This is a genomic window from Winogradskya humida (assembly GCF_016862215.1).
Lineage (GTDB): Bacteria > Actinomycetota > Actinomycetes > Mycobacteriales > Micromonosporaceae > Actinoplanes > Actinoplanes humidus.
Genome location: NZ_BOMN01000050.1, coordinates 13,068 through 31,633, shown reverse-complemented (window position 1 = coordinate 31,633; position 18,566 = coordinate 13,068). Strand labels below are relative to the sequence as shown.

Below are 18,566 nucleotides of genomic sequence, written 5' to 3'. Positions count from 1 at the left end.
CGTGATCCGGCCCTCCGTCCTGGCGTTCGCGCTGCTGATCAGCGCGCCGGCGCTGTATCGCTACGTGCTCAACGAGGTCGACATCGGCGAGGTGCTGCTGCGCTTCCTCATCGCCGTGCCGATCGCCGCGATACTGCTGGCCGGCCTGCGTTTTGTCACCGCGGGGTACGGCAGGACGGAGGAGCCGGGGACGCGGGTGACGCCGACGCCCTCGTCCTCCTCTTCCGGCTCGGAAAGCTAACCTTTACGACATGCGTTGACATTTAGTTAACAATTGGCATTTAGGGCAATATGGTAGGTCCGGTGAGCGACTGCCCAGACCGACCGATCATCGTCGTGGGCTGCCCACGCTCGGGCACCACGATGCTGCAGCTCATGCTGCACGCCCACCCGCGGATCGCGATCCCGCCCGAAACCCGCTTCGTCCTGACCGCCTACCGGGACCGCCGCGAACACGGCGACCTGCGCCGGCCGGAGAACCGGCGAGCCCTCGCCCGGAGCATCGTCGACCGGCGCGAAACCCGCTTCTGCGACCTCGGCCTCGACCCCGGGGAAACCGTCGAGCGCATCACCGCCGCACAGGCCACCCTCGGCTCCGCCCTCGGCACCATCTTCCAGCAGTACGCGGCCCGCTTCGGCAAACCGCGCTGGGGTGACAAGCGGCCGGCGTACCTTCACAACATCGACATCATGCTGCGCCTCTTCCCGGACGCCCAGTTCGTCAACATCGTCCGCGACGGTCGCGACTGCGTAGCCTCCCTGAAGGAAATGTCCTGGCACCGCAAGGACATCTACGCCACCGTCGCCGCCTGGTCCCGCGCCGTCGACGACGCCCGCCGCGCGGCCCGCAGACTGAACTCGTCCCAGTGGTTCGAACTACGCTACGAAGACCTGGTCGCCGACCCGCGCGGCCCACTCACCGAGCTCTGCGAATACCTCGGCGAGGACTACCACCCGGCCATGGCCCAACCCTCAGCCGTCGCGGAAGTCGCGGTCCCGACCTTCAAAACCTGGCACGCACGTACGCACACACCCGTCACCACGCAACGCGTACGCAGCTGGGAATCCCGGCTGACGCCCGAAGAGATCGCCCTCTGCGAAGCCGCCCTGGGCAGCCGCCTCGAAGCCAACGGCTACGAACTCTCCACCACCACCAGGCCCCCCACCACCGACCTGCTCCGCTACGGCTGGTCAGCAGCCCCCCAACGCCTCGACCCCGCCCGCCAGACCCTCAGCCGAGCCGCCACCCGCCTCCGCCGAGACCAGAACCTCGCCCACCTCCCTACAGCCGCCCTCACCAAACCCCCGGAACAGGGCGGCCCCCACCGCCGCACAGACGCCACCCAGCCCTGACCTGCGACGGCCTTTCAGGCCACCTCAATCCAGCAACCTGGTCACGCCTCGACCGAGTGGATCTCCCACCAGGGCAAGCGAATTCTCCGCCCGGGCGGCCAGCTCCAGCGGTTCGAGGCCCTGCGTCAGCGAGGCGTGCACGAGTCGGTCGAGGCCCGCTCCGACCAGGGGCGCAGCCGTACGAAGTGCAGCCTCGAGCGCGACCGCCGCAGTGGTGCCGCCATGAGCAACGATGTTGCGCTGCCTGTACAGCCGCCGCATCACGCCTGAATACACGCGCTGAACGTCAGCGAGCTCCCGGTGCGGGCTCATCACCAGATTCGCCATCCGCTGCCGGGCCGCAACGTCACTCGCTCTCGTCAACACCGGCTGGTCGGGTGTGCTCAGCACCCCGACCAGCACGTCGCAGCGCTCGGCATTGCTTTGTGCGTCCGCAAGAGCAAGGCTCAAATCGTCAGGCTTCGGCGGCTTGTGGCGGTAGGACAAAGCAGTGAGCTCAGCTCGCGGCCAGGAGCAAGCCACCAGAGAGGCCATGCGGTCGGCCGCCACCGCACGACCAGCACTCGGGTCGGTCTTGTCCCCGGGGTGGTACATCAACGACTCGATCGCCGCCCATGCCCCCGATACCGCCGGCGCGGGTGGGCCGCCGTTGACAGGCGCCGCCAACTCCAACGCGTCGTCCAGACGATCGGAACCGGTTATCGAATACATCGTCCGCTCCCGCTGAAGAGCCAGGACGTCCGCGCCGCGCGCTGGAAACTGCACAGGCAACGGCTCTGGATAATTTCCGACCCACACCCGCCCGACAGGCTGTAGCCGGCCTCTGCCGTTACGCGCAAAAGAGCTCCGCGCCTCAAGCCTCAACACCAGGGCACCAGCCTTGCGCGCAGCCGCCACCGCGTCCTTGGCCTGAATCCGATAGAGGAAAGCCCCATTGTGCCGCGGACGATTCACCACCCCCTGGCCTTCGAACCAGGCTGCCGCCACGGGCGCCGGGCGCCACTCCGGTAGCCATTCCGCCAGATCCTGATGATCAGGCAGAGACACGAATGGCACCAGCACCTCGAATTCGCTGTCGTCGAGGGCGGCGAAGTCGGCGGCTTCCTGAAGGAGATCCCGAAGGCTGACACCCGGAAGTGCCGAGGCATCGCGGACCCAACGGTGCAGCCGGCCCGAACTCCAGCCACGATCCAGCAGGTGGGTGGCCACGGCCCGCGCCAGCCGCTCAGGTGACGGCGAAGCTGGCGTTGCCAGTCACCGGCCTCCCACGCTTCCTCCAGCGCGAGGACGCTGCTGACATCCCACAATCGACGTGGCCAGGACGTCGTATCCGCGAAGAAGTCGAGGAGCCTAGCCGCGACATGAGCACCGTAGGGAGAGCCCAGCGGCACATCCAGGTTGTTGGGCATGTCAGTCACCCGATGCTAAGGTGGACGACAGAGCTAGAAGCTCGACGACTAAAGCTGGGGAGCCGCCTCTTTGAGGCCGCTCCCCACTTTCTTTCCCGGGACTCTTGCATCGGGTGCCAATGCATCGCCAGGGGTTGTCACTAGTCAAGTGCATTCGACAACGTTAGCGATGCCTTGGCTGCACACGCCCTCCAGGCGCTGCCAAATATCGGACAGCGACGGACGTCACACATGCGGAAGGGCCAGGGCCGTGTTGCTCGGCCCTGGCCCGTTCTGCGAGTGGGTGCCGCGGTCAGGCTAGTGACAGCGAGAATTTTCCCTTGCCGTAGCGGGCGACCTCGATGGTGAGGTCGAGGCGTTTGCCCAGGGCGAGCAGGTGGGCCCGGGCGTCGTTGGGCAGGTCCATGCCCGGGGTGATGACCTGGTAGAGCTTGATGTGCGGGGCGCCCTGGCGGTTGAGCAGGCTGGTCAGGACGTTGCAGAGTTCGAAGACGTTCTCGGCGAGGTTCGGGAAGAGTTTCTTCTCGTCGATGGCGTCCTCGGCGGCGCCGGCGGGGAGCAGGCCGAGGGCCGCTCCGGCGTTCGCCGCCAGCGAGAGTTGCATGCCCAGCACAGCGTAGAGCTGCTGGGAGGTGTCCGTGTAGATGGCGAACACGCCGGTGGGCAGGTCGGTCGCGGTCATGGGGTCGCCGGGGGCGACGGTGACGTCCCTGCCGAGGAGGTCCTCGAAGAGGTTCTTGACGGTCAGGGCGACGGGGATAACCGAGGTGTCAGACATAGCTATATCATCCCAAAATAGGAGAGAAGACCTCGTCGAATTGCTCTGCTGTGAACGGCTTGACGATGAAGAAGGCCGAGCCCGCGCTCTCGGCGGCGCTCTTCATCTCCTCCGTGCACTCGGAGGTGACGAAGCCGAACTTGACGTCGTTGCCCGCGGCGCGGAGCTTGCGCAGGACCTCGATGCCGGTCATCTCGGGCATGTTCCAGTCCGAGATGACCAGGTCGGGCTTCTCCGCCTGGGCCTTGTCATGGGCTTCCTGGCCGTCGGCGGCCTCGACCAGGTCGTGGCCGTCGAATCCGGCCTGGCGCAGCGTCCGGGTCACGATCTGACGCATGACCCGGCTGTCATCCGCGATCAGGATTTTCATGCCGCCTCCCCCTGCTTGACGCTCTGCCACATCGAGATGGAAATGCTTTCGCCCTCCCACTGGCCCCACAGGCCGCTGATCCGCTCGGCGGCCGGGTAGTACGACGCGGTCTCGGGAGCCAGGACCACGGTGGGCAGCGACAGGAAGCAACCGGCCGGCAGCATCGCCTTGACGTTGCCGCCGACGATGTTGGCCAGCTCGCCGAGGACGTCGGAGATGTCCTCGGCGCCCACCTCGTCGGCGTCCATCGCCAGGAAGGCGGCGGCGGCCCTGCGGGCGGCGAGCATGGACGACGCGTACACGAGGTGGCCGTGCCAGGTCCCGGTGATCGAGACGGTGGAGTGCACCTCCGTGGGCTGCTTGTCGTCCCCGGTGGGGAGCAGCGGACTGACCCCCTCGGGGTCCAGATACGACGCCCAGACCTGTTCCACCATCTCGGCAAGGTCGTCCTGGGTCACCACGGTTTCGACGCTCATGAGTTCGCTCCGGTCGGTACCAGGCCCAACAGGGCCAGCTTCTCGATCATCGCCCCTTCGGTGAAGGGCTTGATCACGTATTCGTGGGCGCCCGCGGCGAGCGCCCGGACGATCTGGCTCTGTTCACTCTCGGTGGTCACCATGACCAGGGTCATCTCCCGGAGCCGTGGCTCCGAGCGGACCTTGGTCACGAACTCGAGCCCGTTCATGTTGGGCATGTTCCAGTCGATGAGGGCCAGTTCCGGCACCTCGGTCATCGTGGCGAGCAGGTCGAGGGCCTCCTGGCCGTCCCCTGCCTCCACCGCCTCGAAGTTCAGTTTGGCGACGATGCGCTTCAGAATCATCCGCATCGCCCGCGAATCGTCGATCACCATGGCGCGCACCGCAGCTCACCCCTTCCTAACGGCACCGGCTGGTACCGCGCTTCGAACTCGGTAGGCAGAGGTCCGGCCGGCTGCCACCCGTTCGTAGTTGTCATCGATCCCGATCGTCGTCTCGGCCGCACCGAGGAAAAGCCAGCCGTCCGGTCGGAGCAACCGGGCGACGTTACGCAGCACCGACTTCTTCGTCGCGACGTCGAAGTAGATGAGCACGTTTCGCAGGAAGATCACGTCGAACGGCGCCATGGCCGGTAGCGGCGTGGTCAGGTTCATGTGCTTGAACGAGACGTTGCGCCGCAGGTGCTGCGCGATCCGCCAGTGAGCACCGGCCCGTTCGAAGTACTGCACGAGCTGACTCGCCGGCAGCCCGCGGTTGACCTCCACCTGGCTGTACTCGGCCGCTTCGGCCCGTTTGACCATCTCGGTGGAGATGTCACTGCCCATGATCTCGTACTGCCAGCCGGCCGGCAGCTGTTCCTGCATTGTGATGGCCAGGCTGTACGCCTCCTGCCCGCTGGAGCTCGCCGCTGACCAGATCCGGAGCTTGCGGGTGGTGGCGCGGCTCTTGAGCAGATCGGGCAGCACCACGTCGGTGAGCGCGGTGAACGGCTCCCGGTCGCGGAACCAGGAGGTCTCGTTCGTCGTCAGCGCGTCGATGATCCGGCGCTGGTCGGCCGGGTTCGGTTTGCGCTGCAGATTTGCCAGGAACTCGGCGACGCTGGCGGCGCCGACCTGCCGGGCGACCGGGATCAGCCGCGCTTCGACCAGGTATTCCTTGCCGGGCGCGAGCACGATCGCCGCTTCACGCCGGACCATCGCCGATACGAATTCGAAGTCGGACTGCGAAAGGGTCATCGGGTCACCGCCGTAGCTCGTGGTGCGCGGCCGGCCTGGACCCGTTGGATCAGCGCGGCGGCGATCCGGTCCAGGGGCAGCACTTCGTCGGCGAGGCCCGCGCCCACGACGGCCCCGGGCATTCCCCAGACCACCGAGCTCGCCTCGTCCTGCGCCAGGACTTCGGCGCCTGCGTCACGCAGCACCTTCGCACCACTCCGTCCGTCGTATCCCATGCCGGTCAGCACCGTCGCGAAGACCGACGCCCCGAAGAGCGCCGACACCGAGCGGAACATCACGTCGACCGCCGGACGGCACGAGTTTTCCGGCGGCGCGCCGCTGAGCTGGGTCAGCGTCGCGGTGCCCCGGCGATGCAGCACGAGGTGCTTGTCGCCGGGAGCGATATAGACAGTGCCGGGCACCAGCTCCATGCCGTCCCCCGCTTCGACGACGTGCAGCGGGGTGCTGCGGTCCAGCCGCTCGGCGAACATCCGGGTGAAGACCGGCGGCATGTGCTGGGTCACCACGATCGGTACGGGCAGGTCACTGGGCAGCGACTGGAGCACCTTGGTCAGGGCGTCCGGGCCGCCGGTCGACGAGCCGATCGCCAGGATGTCCACCCGGCCGGCCGGTCCGCGCCGTACCGGACGGGCCGGTGCGGTGGCGGGACGCGCCGGGGGCTGCGAGCCGGGGCGGGGCGGGAGACCGAGCCTCCCGGGCATGGGCGGTGGCGCCCCGGGCCGGGTCGGTGCGGTGCCGGGTCCCGGCCGGCCCGGTGCCACGGTGCGGCGGCCTGCGAGTGCGTGGATCTTCGGTACGAGCTGCTCCCGCACAGCGGCGATGGACTGCGCGACGGAACCGACGTTGCTCGGTTTGGTCACGTAGTCCGTCGCGCCCGCGGAGAGCGCCTCCAGCGTCGCGCTCGCCCCGGCGGCGGAGAGCGTGCTGAACATGATCACCGGTAGTCGCGGGTGCCGCTTGCGCAGCTCCCGAACAGCCTCGATGCCGTTCATCTGCGGCATCTCGATGTCCATCGTGACGACGTCCGGCTTCAACGAGTCGATCTTCGCCTGGGCGAGCAGCCCGTTGGCGGCGGTGCCGACCACCTCGATGTCCGGGGCGCCGCCAAGCGAGTCGACGATGAGCCTGCGTACCACCACGGAGTCGTCGACGACGAGCACCTTGATCATCGATACCCTCCGTCCCTCATCCGAGCCAGGCCGGGCCGAGCGCCGCGATCACCGGGGCCAGCAGCCGGTGGGCGGTTGCGGTGTCCAGCAGGTCGCGGACGACCAGGGCCTGGACCGCGCCGCTGAGCATGTTCCAGACGCCGCCGGCCCGCTCCGCGAGCGGAATGGCGGCGGTGTCGATCGCTTGCACGAGAAGCATCTGCGCGGCCGCGGCGGTGCGGACCCGATCCGACAGGTACGCCGCCCACGACGCCGAATGCACCGCCGGCGACCACCCGCCGGCGCTCTTCCGCGAGTCCTCCGCCGACTGTCCGAGCCGGGCGAGGTCCTTCGGCGTGATCGATCGGAGCCGGTCGAGCAGCGCGGACACCGCGTAGTGGTGCGGGCCGAGGTCGATCGGCTTGCCGACCGGCAGCTTGCGTACCGCCGACACCCAGCCGGCGCCGAGCATCCGCCGGGTCGAGTCGTCCAGCACCTCGCGCAGATAGCTGGCGACCGCGGCGTCGCACAGCAGCGCGGTCGCCGCGGCGGCCTGCTCCGACTGCTTGGCGTCGCGGCCGCTACCCTCCCAGGTCCAGGCCATCACGTCGTACCGCAGACAGGTCAGCAGCGAGTCCACCGACCCGATCGGGGCGCGTTCGACCAGCGCGAGCGAGCTCGCCGGGTCGTCGGCCTTCATCCCCTTCAGTGACGGCAGCTTGCGGGCCGCACCCTCCACCTCGACCCAGAGCGGTCCCCGTACGCCCTCGTCCGGCAACCGCTCGGCGAGGATCGGCAGGTCCCCGAGGCTGAGGCGCAGCGCGCGCAGCAGCACCTCGGCCGTCGCTGATCCGCCCTTGAGGCGGGTCAGGTCGAAGCCGAGTACGGGGGCACTGACCAGGCTGTACATCAGGTGGTGGCTCGATACGTATCGACGGCCTGGGTCACGTCGAGAGCGAGCATCAGCCGCCCGTCGAGCTTGAACGTGCCCACGACGAGCTCCCGGGTGTGCCCGCTGAGGGTGTCCGGCGGCGGCTCGAACGCGTCGTCGTCCAGGTCGACGACCTCGCCGATGCGGTCGACGAGCAGGCTGACCGGCTCGCCGTCGCCCCGCAGGATCACGTTCATCTTCGGACCGGCCAGGGTCTGCCGCGGCAGGCCCAGCTGCACCCGCAGGTCCACCGCCGCGATCACCTGACCGCGCAGGTTGAACAGCCCGCCGACGGCTGGCGGCGCGAGCGGCACCGGGGTGTACTCGCTGTAGGAGAGCACCTCCTGGACCGTGTCGACCTCGACCCCGAAGAGCTGCTCGGCCACCTCGAAGGTGGCGAACTGACGGCTCGCCATCTCAGGCCTCCACCAGTTCGTCGGCGGTCATCTCGCGGTAGAAGTTCGGGTCGGCGGCGAGGATCGCGCGGCGCACGTCCAGCAGCTCGGTCACCCGTTGCTGGATGACCGCGGTGCCGACCAGGCCGTCCTCCTCCACGTCGCGTCGCGCCGTGGTCGAATTCTCGGCGATGTCGACGATCCGGTCCACAACCAGCGCCACGCTGCGGCCTCCCTCGCTGTAGACGACCACCGACACGGTGTCGCCCTCTTCCGCGTCGCTGTACGCCCCGAGCACATGCGACAGTCGCATGAGCGGCAGGATCTGGCCGCGGTACTGGACGACCTCGCGGGAACCGGCTTGTTCGATGCGGCTGCGCGGGAATTCCTCGAGCCGTGTGACCGTGTCGAGCGGGATCGCCACCCGGCGTTCGCCGACCGCGGTGATGAGCAGACGCTCCCCGTTGGTGGCGCCGGCCGTGGCGCGTGAGGTGCCGAGCGTGTTCTCGCGGTCGCCCTCGGCCGTCAGGTGCGAGCGGCGGGCGAGCTGCGACACGTCGAGGATCAGGCCGACCTTGCCGTCGCCGAGGATCGTCGCACCGGAGTAGAGCCCGATGTCCTTGAAGCGGCTGTTCAGCGCCTTGACCACGACCTCCTCGGTGTTGAGGACGCGGTCGACGACCAGGCCGAAGCGCCGGCCGTCGGCCTGCAGCACCATGATGTAGACGCCCTTGTCGCCGCCGACCTCGAGGCCCAGCGTGCGGTCCAGGCGGACCAGCGGGAGCAGCTTGCCGCGCAGGCGGTAGACGGGCGCGCCGGACGCGTACTCGACCTTCGTGGAGTTGCCGTCGATGTAGACCAGCTCCAGCACGGCGATCTGCGGGATGACGTACCGTTGCTCGCCGCAGTCGACCGTGAGTGCCTGCACGATGGCCAGGGTCAGCGGGATGTTGAGCCGCCAGACCGTGCCCTCGCCCAGGGTCGAGTCGACGCTGACCGCGCCGCCGATCCGCTCGATGTTGGTCTTGACGACGTCCATGCCGACGCCGCGACCGGACACGTTGGTCACCTTGGCGGCGGTGGAGAAACCGGGCTGGAAGACCATCGCCATGATCTCGCGCTTGTCCATGCCGGGCACCTGCTCCGCGCGGAGCAGACCCTTCTCGACAGCCTTCTCGGCGATCCGGTTGACGTCCATGCCGGCACCGTCGTCGGCAACTTCAACGGCTACGTGCCCACCCTCGTGGTACGCCCGGAGCGTCAACGTCCCCTCAGGACTCTTACCGGCGGCGATGCGCCGCGCCTCCTCCTCGATACCGTGGTCGACGGCATTGCGTACGAGGTGGGTCAGCGGGTCCTTGACCGCCTCGAGCAGGGAGCGGTCGAGCTCGGTCTCCTTGCCCTCCATCACCAGCTCGACCTTCTTGCCGAGCGACTGGCTGAGGTCCCGGATGACCCGGGGCAGCTTCGACCAGATGTGCTCGATCGGCTGCATACGGGTCTTCATGATGCCCTCTTGGAGTTCAGAGGTGATCATGCCGAGGCGCTGGGCGCTGCGGACGAGGCCGGAGTCGCCGGTCTCCATGACGCCGCGGACGAGCTGGTTACGGGCGAGGACCAGCTCGCCGACCATGTTCATCAGGGTGTCGAGCAGGTCGACGTCGACGCGGATCGCGCTGTCGGCGACGCTGCGCTTCGGGGCCTGGTTCTGCAGGGCCTCGGAGACCGCAGCGGGCTGCGCCTTGCCCTCTTCGAGCAGGATCGTGCCGAGCTTGCGCTCGTCGCCTTCGAGCTGGGACTGCAGCGCGGAGCCGACGTCGGCGGGTTCGGCCGCGCCGGATTCGACGAGCATCTCGCCCAGCGGACGGCGCTGCTCCTCGACCGGCTCGGGGGCCGGACGGGCAGGCACCTCCTGCAGCGGTTCTGGCTTCTCTTCGGCCGCCGCGGCAGGCGCGGCAGGCGCCACAGGAGCTTCGGTGGTCGGAGCAGCCATCTGCGCGTGGACCGCGGTGATGATGCTCTCGACGTCAACTCCCTCTTCGGAGTTGTTCTGCTCGATGGCTTCCAGCAGGTTACGGACGCCGTCGATCGTCGCCAGCAGCGTGGTGATCGTGGTCGGCGTAACCGGCTGAACGCCGTCGCGCAGCCTGGACAGCAAGGACTCGCCGGCATGTGCCAGCGTCTCGAGCCGGCCGAACGCCAGGAAGCCGCTCGTGCCTTTGATCGTATGGATCGCCCGGAAGATACGGGAGATCAAGTCACGCGATCCGGGTTCCTGCTCCAGTGCCACGAGGTCCCGGTCGATCTGGTCCAGGTTCTCGTGGCTCTCCATGAGGAATTCGCCGACGATCTCGCCAAGGTCTTCCAACGCCCTACCTCCTGCTCGTTTCCCAATGCCCTCATCGACCTGCGAGAGCTCCACCTGAGGACACCCGGGCAGCTACCGCTCAGGCGTCTCCGCCGGGCCGGCGGTAGCGGTAACCGAATCCGCGTACGGACTCGATCGGGGACTCCTCGGGATCCGACCAGCCGAGCTTGCGCCGCAGCCGCAGTACCGCGAACTTGACGCGTTCCTGACCGATGCCCGTGGGGTCGTCCCACGCCTGGGTCAGCAACTGGTTGGGGCTGAGCACCGCCCCGGCATGCCGGACCAGCGCGTTCAGCAGCCGGAACTCGGTCGGGGTGAGGCGTTTCTCGTCACCCTTGACGTAGACCCGGCGCTTGGTCGGGTCGAGGTGGACCAGACCGTCGTCGTAGATCTGGCTGGCCCAGCTGTTCTGGCCGCCGGACGAGCGCCGCAGCAGCGCCTCCACACGGGCCAGCAGTTCGTTGTTGGCGAACGGCTTGGTCAGGTAGTCGTCGGCACCGCCGCGCAGGCCGCGGACCTTCTCGGCTTCCTGTCCGTGGGCGGTGAGCACGAGCACCGGCACGTCGGAGACGTCCCGCAACCGCTCGAGCACCTGCCAGCCGTCCATCTCGGGCAGGCCGACGTCGAGCACGACCAGGTCGGGATGCTCGGCGTACGCCTCCTTGAGTCCGGTCCGCCCATCGCCGGCGTGGGCCACCTCGTAGCCCGCCCGGCTGAAGAGCAACCGCAGGGCCAGTGCGATGTCCGGGTCATCCTCGACCACGAGCAACCTGCTCATTGAGCTCACCACCACACCCTTCGCCCGCGTCGCCTGACGCGGCTGCCCGCCCGGGCGGCACGCCCTCGGTCGCGGGTCAGCGTCTTGCTCACGCCCCCCGCAGCCGCGGGTGACGAAGATGAAATGTCCAAAACCCACGATAGCGTTACGTGTCTGTTCATATACGGAAAGTTATAGTTCAGCGTGCGAACCCCCACGAACACCTTCGCGCTGCAGGCTCGCTTCCTCGCGGTGATCTCCCACGAGTTGCGTACGCCGCTGACGACGATCGCCTCGTTCACCGAGAGCCTGGACACGGACGATCTGGCGCCGGTCGAGCGCTCGATCGCGCTGGCCGCTGTACGCCGCAATACCGACCGGATGCTCGCCCTGGCCCAGGATCTGATGGTGGTCAGCCGGCTGCACAGCGGCGATCTGGAGCTGCGGCCCACGGAGATCGACCTCGGGGCGCTGATCAGGGAGGCCGCGGATCTGCTCGCGAGCGGGGAGCCGTACACCGCCGCCACGGTCGAGGCCACCGCCGGACCGGCGATCAAGGCCGACGCGCCCCTGCTGCGCGACCTGTTCTACGCCGTCGTCGGGACGGTGGCCAGCGGGGCCAATGATCGCTGTGCCTCGGTCAGCGCGGTCGCGGAAGCCGGCGGCTGGGCGGTCACGGTCACCGCGCAACGCTCGGAGGAGCTCACCGACGAGAGCCTGATGTCCGGGATGCTCGCCGATCCGGAACCGCCGCACCGGCGACGCAGCACCGCGCTGTGGATCCTGCTCGCCGAGGCGATCGCGGCGGCGCACGGCGGAACGGTCGAACTGACCTACGAGCCCGAGACGGGAGCCGGGGCACAGATCCGCCTACCCCTGACCATCCCCACAGACTGACACAGCAACCCTGCCGTACCGCCGGAAACGACGAAAGAAGGGACGGACAGCCGAGAAGCCAGGTCCGATACGTTTGCCGGGCGAACAGGGACCCGGCCTTGGACCGGGAGGCAAGTACCGTGTTCGACCTCGTACGCCGCATCACCCTTGCCGCGGCCGCGCCGGCCGCAATCCTCGCTGCCACCGCAGTACCCGCGCAGGCCGCGATCAATCCGGATGCCCAGCCGACCACCGAGCAGCAGTTGATGGCGCAGGTGGTGGATCGTACGAACGAGCAGCGCGCGATCGGCGGATGCGAACCGCTGAGCGTTGATCTGGAGTTGACGATCGCCTCGGTCCGGCAGGCCCACTACATGGCGGCGACCGGCGACTTCAGCCATCGAGGCTGGCGTGGGTCGACGTTCGAGACCCGGTCGCGGGCAATCGGCTACGAGGACGCCGCGGCCGAGAACATCGCCTGGGGGTACGTCAGCCCGGCCCAGGTCGTGGCGTCGTGGATGGCCAGCCCGGCGCACCGCGAGAACATTCTGAACTGCGACGCGCGGTCGTTCGGGGCCGGCGTACAGCGCGCGGTGGACGGCACTTTCTACTGGGCGCAGGTGTTCGGCTACCGCTGAGGTTCCCGATCGATGCATTGACATATCCGGGCGCGAGCGGTTCTCTTAGTTAGTTTTATTAACGATCGCTCGCGCCCCGGAGAGTCCCCATGCGCCGATCCCGTCTCGCCACCCTGGCCGTCACCCTCGCGGTGGCGGCCGGGGTGACCGGATTCGTCACCCTCACCTCCCCCGACGCCCAGGCGGCGACCGCCTCCCGCATCCCCCAGCACGTGTTCGCCCCTTACTTCGAGGCGTACAACGGCGACAGCCTGAACACGCTGTCCCAGCAGTCCGGCAACAAATTCCTCACCATGGCGTTCGTGCAGACGGCCACGGTGGGCTCGTGCACCGCGTACTGGAACGGCGACACCTCGATGCCGGTCGCCAGCTCCACGTTCGGCTCCGACATCAGCGCCATCCGGGCGCGCGGCGGAGACGTCATCCCGTCCTTCGGTGGGTACGCGGCCGACAACACCGGCACCGAGATCGCCGACAGCTGTACCAGCGTCGACTCGATCGCCGCGCAGTTCGAGAAGATGGTCACCACGTATGACGTGACGCGGATCGACCTCGACATCGAGGACAACTCGCTGACCCGCAGCGACGGCATCGACCGGCGCAACAAGGCCATCAAGAAGGTGCAGGACTGGGCCGCCGCGAACGGGCGGCTGGTCGAGTTCAGCTACACGCTGCCGACCACGACGCACGGGCTCGAGGCGAACGGGCTCGCGGTGCTGCAGAACGCGGTGGCCAACAACGCCAAGGTCGACATCGTCAACATGATGACGTTCGACTACTACGACAACGCCGCGCACAACATGGCCAGCGACACGATCAGCTCGGCGAACGGGCTGGTGACGCAGCTGCGTACGCTCTACCCGGCCAAGACCACGGCCCAGCTGTGGGCGATGGTCGGCATCATCGAGATGATCGGCGTGGACGACTTCGGCCCGGCCGAGACGTTCACCATCGCCAACGCGCAGACGGTCACCACCTGGGCGAAGAGCCAGGGCATCGCAGCGCTGTCCTTCTGGGCGTTGCAACGCGACAACGGCGGGTGCCCGGGCGGCGCGGCGGCCGACAACTGCTCCGGGGTCGCGCAGAGCACCTGGCAGTTCAGCCAGATCATGCAGAGCTTCACGTCTGGAGGCTCGGCAACCACTCCGCCGACGACCCCCACCACCACGCCACCGACGACCACCCCGGCAACACCGCCCACGACGAGCCCCACGACGGCACCGCCGAGCGGTACGGCCTGGGCACCCAACACCGCGTACACGGTCGGGCAGATCGTGACCTACGGCGGTAAGCGCTACCAGTGCCGGCAGGCGCACACCTCGATCGTCAGCTGGGAGCCGCCGAACGTGCTCGCGCTCTGGCTCCCTCTATAGCTCGCAGTTGACCAGGACCGGTTCGGGGTGCAGGACGACCCCGAACCGGTCCCGGACCCCGTCGCGGATCTCCCGGGCCAGGTCGAGCAGCGCCTCCGTGGAACCGCCACCGCGGTGGGTGAGCGCGAGGGTGTGCTTCGACGAGATGGCCACGCCGTCGCGTCCGGAGTATCCCTTGGCGAAGCCCGCCTTCTCGATCAGCCAGGCGGCCGGGACCTTGACCGTGCCGTTCGGCGCCGGCCAGCTCGGCGGCTCACCGGCATCGACCAGCCGATCCTGCACCTCGGCCCACTGCTGCGCGGAAAGGACCGGGTTGGTGAAGAACGAGCCCACGGAACGCGTGTCGAGATCTTCAGGATCCAGGACCATGCCCTTACTGGCACGCAACTTCAGGACCGTTTCGCGTACGCGATCAGCTGCCACCCGCTCCCCGATCTCCACCCCCAGCTGTCTTGCGAGTTCGGCGTACCGGACAGGCGCCGAGACCGTGGAATCGTCGAGCCTGAAGTCGACCTCCAGGACCAGCCACCGGTCGTTGTTCTTGAAGACGCTGGACCTGTACGCGAACCCGCACTCGGGCAGCGACAACTCCTTGACCTCGTCGGCTTCCTTGTCGTACACGTGCACCGCCTCGATGGTCCGGGCGACCTCCGTGCCGTACGCGCCGACGTTCTGGATCGGGGTCGCACCCGCGGAGCCGGGGATGCCGGACAGCGCCTCGAGCCCGGCGAGCCCGTCCCCGAGGGTCGTGGCGACGAACTCGTCCCACGGCTCGCCGGCCGCGACCCGCACCAGGACACCGCGCGAGTCCCGTTTGACGATCTTCACCCCACGCGTACGCAGGAGGAGCACGGTGCCCGGGAAGCCGTCGTCGCCGATGACCACGTTGCTGCCACCGGCGAGGACCAGGACCGGTTCACCCCGGCGAGCCGCGGAGCGTACCGTTGCAACCGCTTCGTCCGGTTCGGACGCGACCGTCACCGCGCCCGCCTTGCCACCGAGGCGTAGCGTCGTGTACGCCTCCAGCGAACTGGCATGCACTGCGGATGCGGTGGCGGGGGAATCAGCACTAACGTCAGGCACGACGTCCACCCTAGGGGACGTACAGGTAGTCCTCCTCCAGCGGGAGAAGCTGAATGAACAGGCTCAACGCGACGAAGGACTTCTGGCTGGCGGCGCTGCGCGCCGATGGCCCGGCGTTTCAGGACGCCGTCGCCGAGACCGGCCCCGAGGTCACCGTTGCCGCATGTCCGGGTTGGACGGTGGCCGACCTCGTCGAGCACCTGACCACGGTGCTGCGGCAGGTCCGGGAGACGGCGCCACGCGGCGTCACCGACAGACCCGAGGATCCCGACAAGCCCCCGCGGGCGCCGTGGCCGGAGGCGCTGGATGCCCTGCGCCGCGAGCTGACCGGCACGATCGAGACGCTGGACGCGCTCGATCCCGATCTGCCCGCCTGGTCCTGGCCCGCGCAGGCGAAAAAAGCGGTGTTCTGGCAGCGCCGCATCGCCCACGAGGTCTCGGTGCACCGCTGGGACGCCGAGGCGGCCGCCGGGCGAGCGACCGCGATCGAGACCAAGCTCGCCGCCGACGGTGTCAACGAGGTGCTCGACACCTGGCTGCCGGCCGGGCGCCGCAAGGGCCCGATCGATCTGCACGGCGTGGTGCACCTGGTGGCGACCGACGCGAGCTACGAGTGGTTCGTGCGGCTGCGGGGCGCGGGCATCTCGCTGCTCGACACGGGCACGATCCTCGACTCCGACGATCATCACCCGCGCGCCGAGGCGACCGGCACCGCGAGCGACCTATTGCTCACTTTGATGGGCCGCGTCGAACCAGACAATCTTCACATTGTTGGCGATCCGCGGCTGATTTCCGCGCTGCGGGCAGGCTGAACGGCCGGTTCCGCAACTTCCGGAGGGTTCCCGGGAAGGTGTTTGGCCGTACGCTGGACCGGTTAAGTTCGGCGCCCCCGGGGCCGGTCCAGCCGACCGGCAGCGGCGGCCTTCACGCAGGGAGCGGTGACGCATGACGGCAACCGTCGAGGTGGAATCCAGCGGCGAGCCACAGACAGCGGGGCTCCGGTTCCCGGAGGGCTTCGTCTGGGGTGCGGCTACCGCGTCCTACCAGATCGAGGGCGCGGTCAACGAGGACGGCCGTGGCCCGTCCATCTGGGACACGTTCAGCCGTACGCCCGGGCGGGTCCATCGCGGCCACACCGGTGACGTGGCGTGCGACCACTACCACCGCTACGTCGACGACGTGGCGCTGATGAAGGACCTCGGGCTCGGCGCCTACCGGTTCTCGGTCGCCTGGCCGCGCATCCAGCCCGACGGCACGGGCCCGGTCAACACCCGCGGCCTGGACTTCTACGACCGCCTCACCGACGAGCTGATCGGCCAGGGCATCGACCCAGTCGTCACCCTCTACCACTGGGACCTGCCGCAGACGCTGCAGGACCGCGGCGGCTGGACCAACCGCGAGACCGCCGAGGCCTTCGCCGAGTACGCCCAGATCGTCTACGCCCGCCTCGGCGACCGGATCAACACCTGGACCACGCTGAACGAGCCGTGGTGCTCGGCCTACCTGGGGTACGGCAACGGCGTGCACGCCCCCGGCATCCAGGACCCGGGCTCGACCTTCAAGGCCGTGCACCACCTGCTGCTCGGGCACGGGCTCGCCGCGCGGGCACTGCGCGACGCGGGCGCCCGTACGGTCAGCATCACCCTGAACCCGACGGCCGTCGCGCCGCTCGACCCGGCCAACCCCGGCGACGTCGACGCAGCCCGCATCGTCGACGGGGTCGGCAACCGGATCTTCCTCGACCCGCTGTTCAAGGGCGAATATCCCGCCGACGTCCGCGAGATCATGGCGCGCTTCGGCGACCTCGACTACATCCACGACGGCGACGAGGCGATCATCAACGCCCCGATCGACGTGCTCGGCGTGAACTACTACACGCCGACGTACGTGTCGGCCAAGCCCGGCACCCCCGCCGCCCTCGACACCCCGGGCAGCGAGGGCATCGGATTCCGCAAGCCGGTCGGCCCGATCACCGACATCGGCTGGCAGATCGAGCCGGCCGCGCTGACCCGGCTGCTGAACCGGATCCACGACGACTACGGCGTGCCGATGATGATCACGGAGAACGGCGCGTCGTACGGCGACGGGCCGTCCCCGGAGACCGGCGAGGTGCACGACACCGACCGGATCGACTACTTCGACGGGCACCTGCGCGCCTGTCTCGACTCCCTTTCCCACGGGGTGGACCTTCGGGGATACTTCGCGTGGTCGTTGATGGACAACTTCGAATGGGCCGAGGGCTACAACAAGCGCTTCGGTCTCGTGCACGTCGACTACGCGACGCAGGAGCGGCTCCCCAAGCAGAGCGCCAAGTGGTACAGCGCGGTCATCCGACGGAACGGTCTGGAGTGAGTTGATGGTGACGCGGGAGCGGCCGACGCTCGAAGCGGTGGCCCGCCGGGCCGGGGTGTCGCGTGCGACCGTCTCCCGCGTCGTCAACGGTTCGACCACGGTCGCGGTGGCCATCCGCGACGCGGTCAAGCAGGCCGTCGAGGAGCTGGGCTACGTGCCCAACCAGGCCGCGCGCAGCCTGGTGACCCAGCGCACGGAGTCGATCGCGCTGATCCTGCCCGAGACGGCCAGCCGGGTCTTCTCCGACGACCTGTTCTTCCCCGCGGTGATCCGCGGGGTGAGTACGGAGCTCGAGGCGGCCGACAAGCAGCTCGTCCTGATGATGGCCGGCTCGGCCGCGAGCCACGACCGGGTCGAGCGGTACGCCATGGCCGGCCACGTCGACGGCGTCATGTTCGCCTCGATGCACGGCGCCGACCCGCTGCCCGGCACGCTGGCCCGGCTCGGCATCCCGGTGGTGTGCAGCGGGCGCCCGATGACCCCCACCGAGCTGCTGGTGCCCTACGTGGACGTCGACCATCTGGGCGGGGTCGCCGCCGCCGTGCGTCACCTGCTGGCCACCGGCCGCCGCCGGATCGCGACGATCGCCGGGCCGCAGGACATGGTCGCGGGCATCGACCGGCTCGCCGGTTACCGCACCGCGCTCGCCGAGGCCGGCCTGCCCGAGCAGGTCGCGATCGGCGACTTCACCCGCGAGTCGGGCATCCGCGCGATGCGGGTCCTGCTCGACGGCGACCCCGGGCTGGACGCGGTCTTCGTGGCCTCCGACATGATGGCCCACGGCGCGCTGCAGGCCCTGCGTGAGACGGGCCGCCGGATCCCGCACGACGTCGCGGTCATCGGCTTCGACGATGTCGAGATCAGCAGGCTCAGCGACCCGCCGCTGACCACGGTCCGGCAGCCGATCGTCGACATGGGACGCACGATGGCACGGCAGATGCTCGGCGTGATCGATGACCGGCTCGACGTACCCGCCGCAGTGGTCCTCCCCACCGAGCTGGTCGTCCGCGCCTCGGCCTAGCCC

20 protein-coding genes are annotated in these 18,566 nt (G+C 68.8%); 8 read left to right on the top strand and 12 right to left on the bottom strand.

The window, feature by feature from the left end; translation table 11 throughout:
* Position 1 precedes the first annotated feature (1 nt).
* Positions 2-241: a hypothetical protein gene (locus tag Ahu01nite_RS20145; RefSeq protein ID WP_203838118.1), complete on the top strand. Its 240-nt coding sequence runs from the start codon at positions 2-4 to the stop codon at positions 239-241.
* A 62-nt stretch (positions 242-303) separates the two neighbouring features.
* A complete protein-coding gene (locus Ahu01nite_RS20140) occupies positions 304-1,353 on the top strand; it encodes a sulfotransferase family protein (protein WP_239158992.1) in 1,050 nt (349 codons plus the stop codon).
* A gap of 24 nt (positions 1,354-1,377) precedes the next feature.
* On the opposite strand, the gene Ahu01nite_RS20135 is transcribed toward Ahu01nite_RS20140, so the two are convergent.
* From Ahu01nite_RS20135 to Ahu01nite_RS20085, 11 genes are all read right to left on the bottom strand, one after another.
* A complete protein-coding gene (locus tag Ahu01nite_RS20135) occupies positions 1,378-2,562 on the bottom strand; it encodes a hypothetical protein (protein WP_203838116.1) in 1,185 nt (394 codons plus the stop codon).
* 492 nt (positions 2,563-3,054) lie between these two features.
* A complete protein-coding gene (locus Ahu01nite_RS20130) occupies positions 3,055-3,540 on the bottom strand; it encodes a hypothetical protein (protein ID WP_203838115.1) in 486 nt (161 codons plus the stop codon).
* A 7-nt stretch (positions 3,541-3,547) separates the two neighbouring features.
* Positions 3,548-3,910, bottom strand: coding sequence for a response regulator (locus Ahu01nite_RS20125; protein ID WP_203838114.1), 363 nt, complete (start codon positions 3,908-3,910; stop codon positions 3,548-3,550).
* On the bottom strand, positions 3,907-4,386 hold the full coding sequence (locus Ahu01nite_RS20120) for a chemotaxis protein CheX (protein ID WP_203838113.1): 480 nt from the start codon (positions 4,384-4,386) through the stop codon (positions 3,907-3,909). The genes Ahu01nite_RS20125 and Ahu01nite_RS20120 overlap by 4 nt, the downstream gene beginning before the upstream one ends.
* Positions 4,383-4,760 carry a response regulator gene (locus Ahu01nite_RS20115; protein ID WP_239158991.1) on the bottom strand — a complete coding sequence of 126 codons (378 nt, stop codon included), beginning with the start codon at positions 4,758-4,760 and terminating at the stop codon, positions 4,383-4,385. The genes Ahu01nite_RS20120 and Ahu01nite_RS20115 overlap by 4 nt, the downstream gene beginning before the upstream one ends.
* Before the next feature lie 15 nt (positions 4,761-4,775).
* Entirely contained in the window at positions 4,776-5,621 is an 846-nt protein-coding gene (locus Ahu01nite_RS20110) for a CheR family methyltransferase (protein WP_203838111.1), read from the bottom strand.
* Positions 5,618-6,790, bottom strand: a complete 1,173-nt coding sequence (locus tag Ahu01nite_RS20105; protein ID WP_203838110.1) for a protein-glutamate methylesterase/protein-glutamine glutaminase — start codon at positions 6,788-6,790, stop codon at positions 5,618-5,620. Before Ahu01nite_RS20105 ends, Ahu01nite_RS20110 begins: the two co-directional genes overlap by 4 nt.
* Positions 6,791-6,806: 16 nt before the next feature.
* On the bottom strand, positions 6,807-7,679 hold the full coding sequence (locus Ahu01nite_RS20100; protein WP_203838109.1) for a hypothetical protein: 873 nt from the start codon (positions 7,677-7,679) through the stop codon (positions 6,807-6,809).
* On the bottom strand, positions 7,679-8,116 hold the full coding sequence (locus Ahu01nite_RS20095) for a chemotaxis protein CheW (protein ID WP_203838108.1): 438 nt from the start codon (positions 8,114-8,116) through the stop codon (positions 7,679-7,681). The genes Ahu01nite_RS20100 and Ahu01nite_RS20095 overlap by 1 nt, the downstream gene beginning before the upstream one ends.
* Before the next feature lies 1 nt (position 8,117).
* Positions 8,118-10,463 (bottom strand): chemotaxis protein CheW, encoded by a 2,346-nt coding sequence (locus Ahu01nite_RS20090; RefSeq protein ID WP_203838107.1) that lies wholly within the window; start codon positions 10,461-10,463, stop codon positions 8,118-8,120.
* Between the two features lie 79 nt (positions 10,464-10,542).
* The gene (locus Ahu01nite_RS20085; protein ID WP_023562706.1) at positions 10,543-11,241 is read right to left on the bottom strand and encodes a response regulator transcription factor; all 699 of its coding nucleotides are present in this window, start codon (positions 11,239-11,241) and stop codon (positions 10,543-10,545) included.
* A gap of 183 nt (positions 11,242-11,424) precedes the next feature.
* Here Ahu01nite_RS20085 and Ahu01nite_RS20080 point away from each other — a divergent pair, with 183 nt between their 5' ends.
* The 3 genes from Ahu01nite_RS20080 to Ahu01nite_RS52035 all read left to right on the top strand — a co-directional run bounded on the left by Ahu01nite_RS20080 (position 11,425) and on the right by Ahu01nite_RS52035 (position 14,107).
* Positions 11,425-12,117, top strand: coding sequence for a sensor histidine kinase (locus Ahu01nite_RS20080; protein WP_203838106.1), 693 nt, complete (start codon positions 11,425-11,427; stop codon positions 12,115-12,117).
* Positions 12,118-12,236: 119 nt separating this feature from the next.
* Positions 12,237-12,734 carry a CAP domain-containing protein gene (locus Ahu01nite_RS20075; RefSeq protein WP_203838105.1) on the top strand — a complete coding sequence of 166 codons (498 nt, stop codon included), beginning with the start codon at positions 12,237-12,239 and terminating at the stop codon, positions 12,732-12,734.
* Positions 12,735-12,823: 89 nt separating this feature from the next.
* Positions 12,824-14,107: a carbohydrate-binding protein gene (locus tag Ahu01nite_RS52035; RefSeq protein ID WP_203838104.1), complete on the top strand. Its 1,284-nt coding sequence runs from the start codon at positions 12,824-12,826 to the stop codon at positions 14,105-14,107.
* On the opposite strand, the gene Ahu01nite_RS20065 is transcribed toward Ahu01nite_RS52035, so the two are convergent.
* Positions 14,102-15,190: a UDP-N-acetylmuramate dehydrogenase gene (locus Ahu01nite_RS20065; protein ID WP_203838103.1), complete on the bottom strand. Its 1,089-nt coding sequence runs from the start codon at positions 15,188-15,190 to the stop codon at positions 14,102-14,104. The two genes, Ahu01nite_RS52035 and Ahu01nite_RS20065, sit on opposite strands and share 6 nt — an antisense overlap.
* 53 nt (positions 15,191-15,243) lie before the next feature.
* Between Ahu01nite_RS20065 and Ahu01nite_RS20060 the strand changes: the two genes are divergently transcribed.
* From Ahu01nite_RS20060 to Ahu01nite_RS20050, 3 genes are all read left to right on the top strand, one after another.
* Positions 15,244-16,002, top strand: coding sequence for a maleylpyruvate isomerase family mycothiol-dependent enzyme (locus Ahu01nite_RS20060; RefSeq protein WP_203838102.1), 759 nt, complete (start codon positions 15,244-15,246; stop codon positions 16,000-16,002).
* Positions 16,003-16,135: 133 nt separating this feature from the next.
* On the top strand, positions 16,136-17,542 hold the full coding sequence (locus tag Ahu01nite_RS20055) for a GH1 family beta-glucosidase (protein WP_203838101.1): 1,407 nt from the start codon (positions 16,136-16,138) through the stop codon (positions 17,540-17,542).
* A 4-nt stretch (positions 17,543-17,546) separates the two neighbouring features.
* Positions 17,547-18,563, top strand: a complete 1,017-nt coding sequence (locus Ahu01nite_RS20050) for a LacI family DNA-binding transcriptional regulator (protein WP_203838100.1) — start codon at positions 17,547-17,549, stop codon at positions 18,561-18,563.
* Positions 18,564-18,566 lie beyond the last annotated feature (3 nt).

What these genes read in the sequence shown, in the direction of transcription:
- Ahu01nite_RS20100 (WP_203838109.1), bottom strand. Translation starts at nt 7,679, where the DNA reads ATGTACAGCCTGGTCAGTGCCCCCGTACTCGGCTTCGACCTGACCCGC.
- Ahu01nite_RS20060 (WP_203838102.1), top strand. Translation starts at nt 15,244, where the DNA reads ATGAACAGGCTCAACGCGACGAAGGACTTCTGGCTGGCGGCGCTGCGC.
- Ahu01nite_RS20120 (WP_203838113.1), bottom strand. Translation starts at nt 4,386, where the DNA reads ATGAGCGTCGAAACCGTGGTGACCCAGGACGACCTTGCCGAGATGGTG.
- Ahu01nite_RS20050 (WP_203838100.1), top strand. Translation starts at nt 17,547, where the DNA reads ATGGTGACGCGGGAGCGGCCGACGCTCGAAGCGGTGGCCCGCCGGGCC.
- Ahu01nite_RS20055 (WP_203838101.1), top strand. Translation starts at nt 16,136, where the DNA reads ATGACGGCAACCGTCGAGGTGGAATCCAGCGGCGAGCCACAGACAGCG.
- Ahu01nite_RS20115 (WP_239158991.1), bottom strand. Translation starts at nt 4,760, where the DNA reads ATGGTGATCGACGATTCGCGGGCGATGCGGATGATTCTGAAGCGCATC.
- Ahu01nite_RS20095 (WP_203838108.1), bottom strand. Translation starts at nt 8,116, where the DNA reads ATGGCGAGCCGTCAGTTCGCCACCTTCGAGGTGGCCGAGCAGCTCTTC.
- Ahu01nite_RS20085 (WP_023562706.1), bottom strand. Translation starts at nt 11,241, where the DNA reads ATGAGCAGGTTGCTCGTGGTCGAGGATGACCCGGACATCGCACTGGCC.
- Ahu01nite_RS20130 (WP_203838115.1), bottom strand. Translation starts at nt 3,540, where the DNA reads ATGTCTGACACCTCGGTTATCCCCGTCGCCCTGACCGTCAAGAACCTC.
- Ahu01nite_RS52035 (WP_203838104.1), top strand. Translation starts at nt 12,824, where the DNA reads ATGCGCCGATCCCGTCTCGCCACCCTGGCCGTCACCCTCGCGGTGGCG.
- Ahu01nite_RS20125 (WP_203838114.1), bottom strand. Translation starts at nt 3,910, where the DNA reads ATGAAAATCCTGATCGCGGATGACAGCCGGGTCATGCGTCAGATCGTG.
- Ahu01nite_RS20105 (WP_203838110.1), bottom strand. Translation starts at nt 6,790, where the DNA reads ATGATCAAGGTGCTCGTCGTCGACGACTCCGTGGTGGTACGCAGGCTC.
- Ahu01nite_RS20110 (WP_203838111.1), bottom strand. Translation starts at nt 5,621, where the DNA reads ATGACCCTTTCGCAGTCCGACTTCGAATTCGTATCGGCGATGGTCCGG.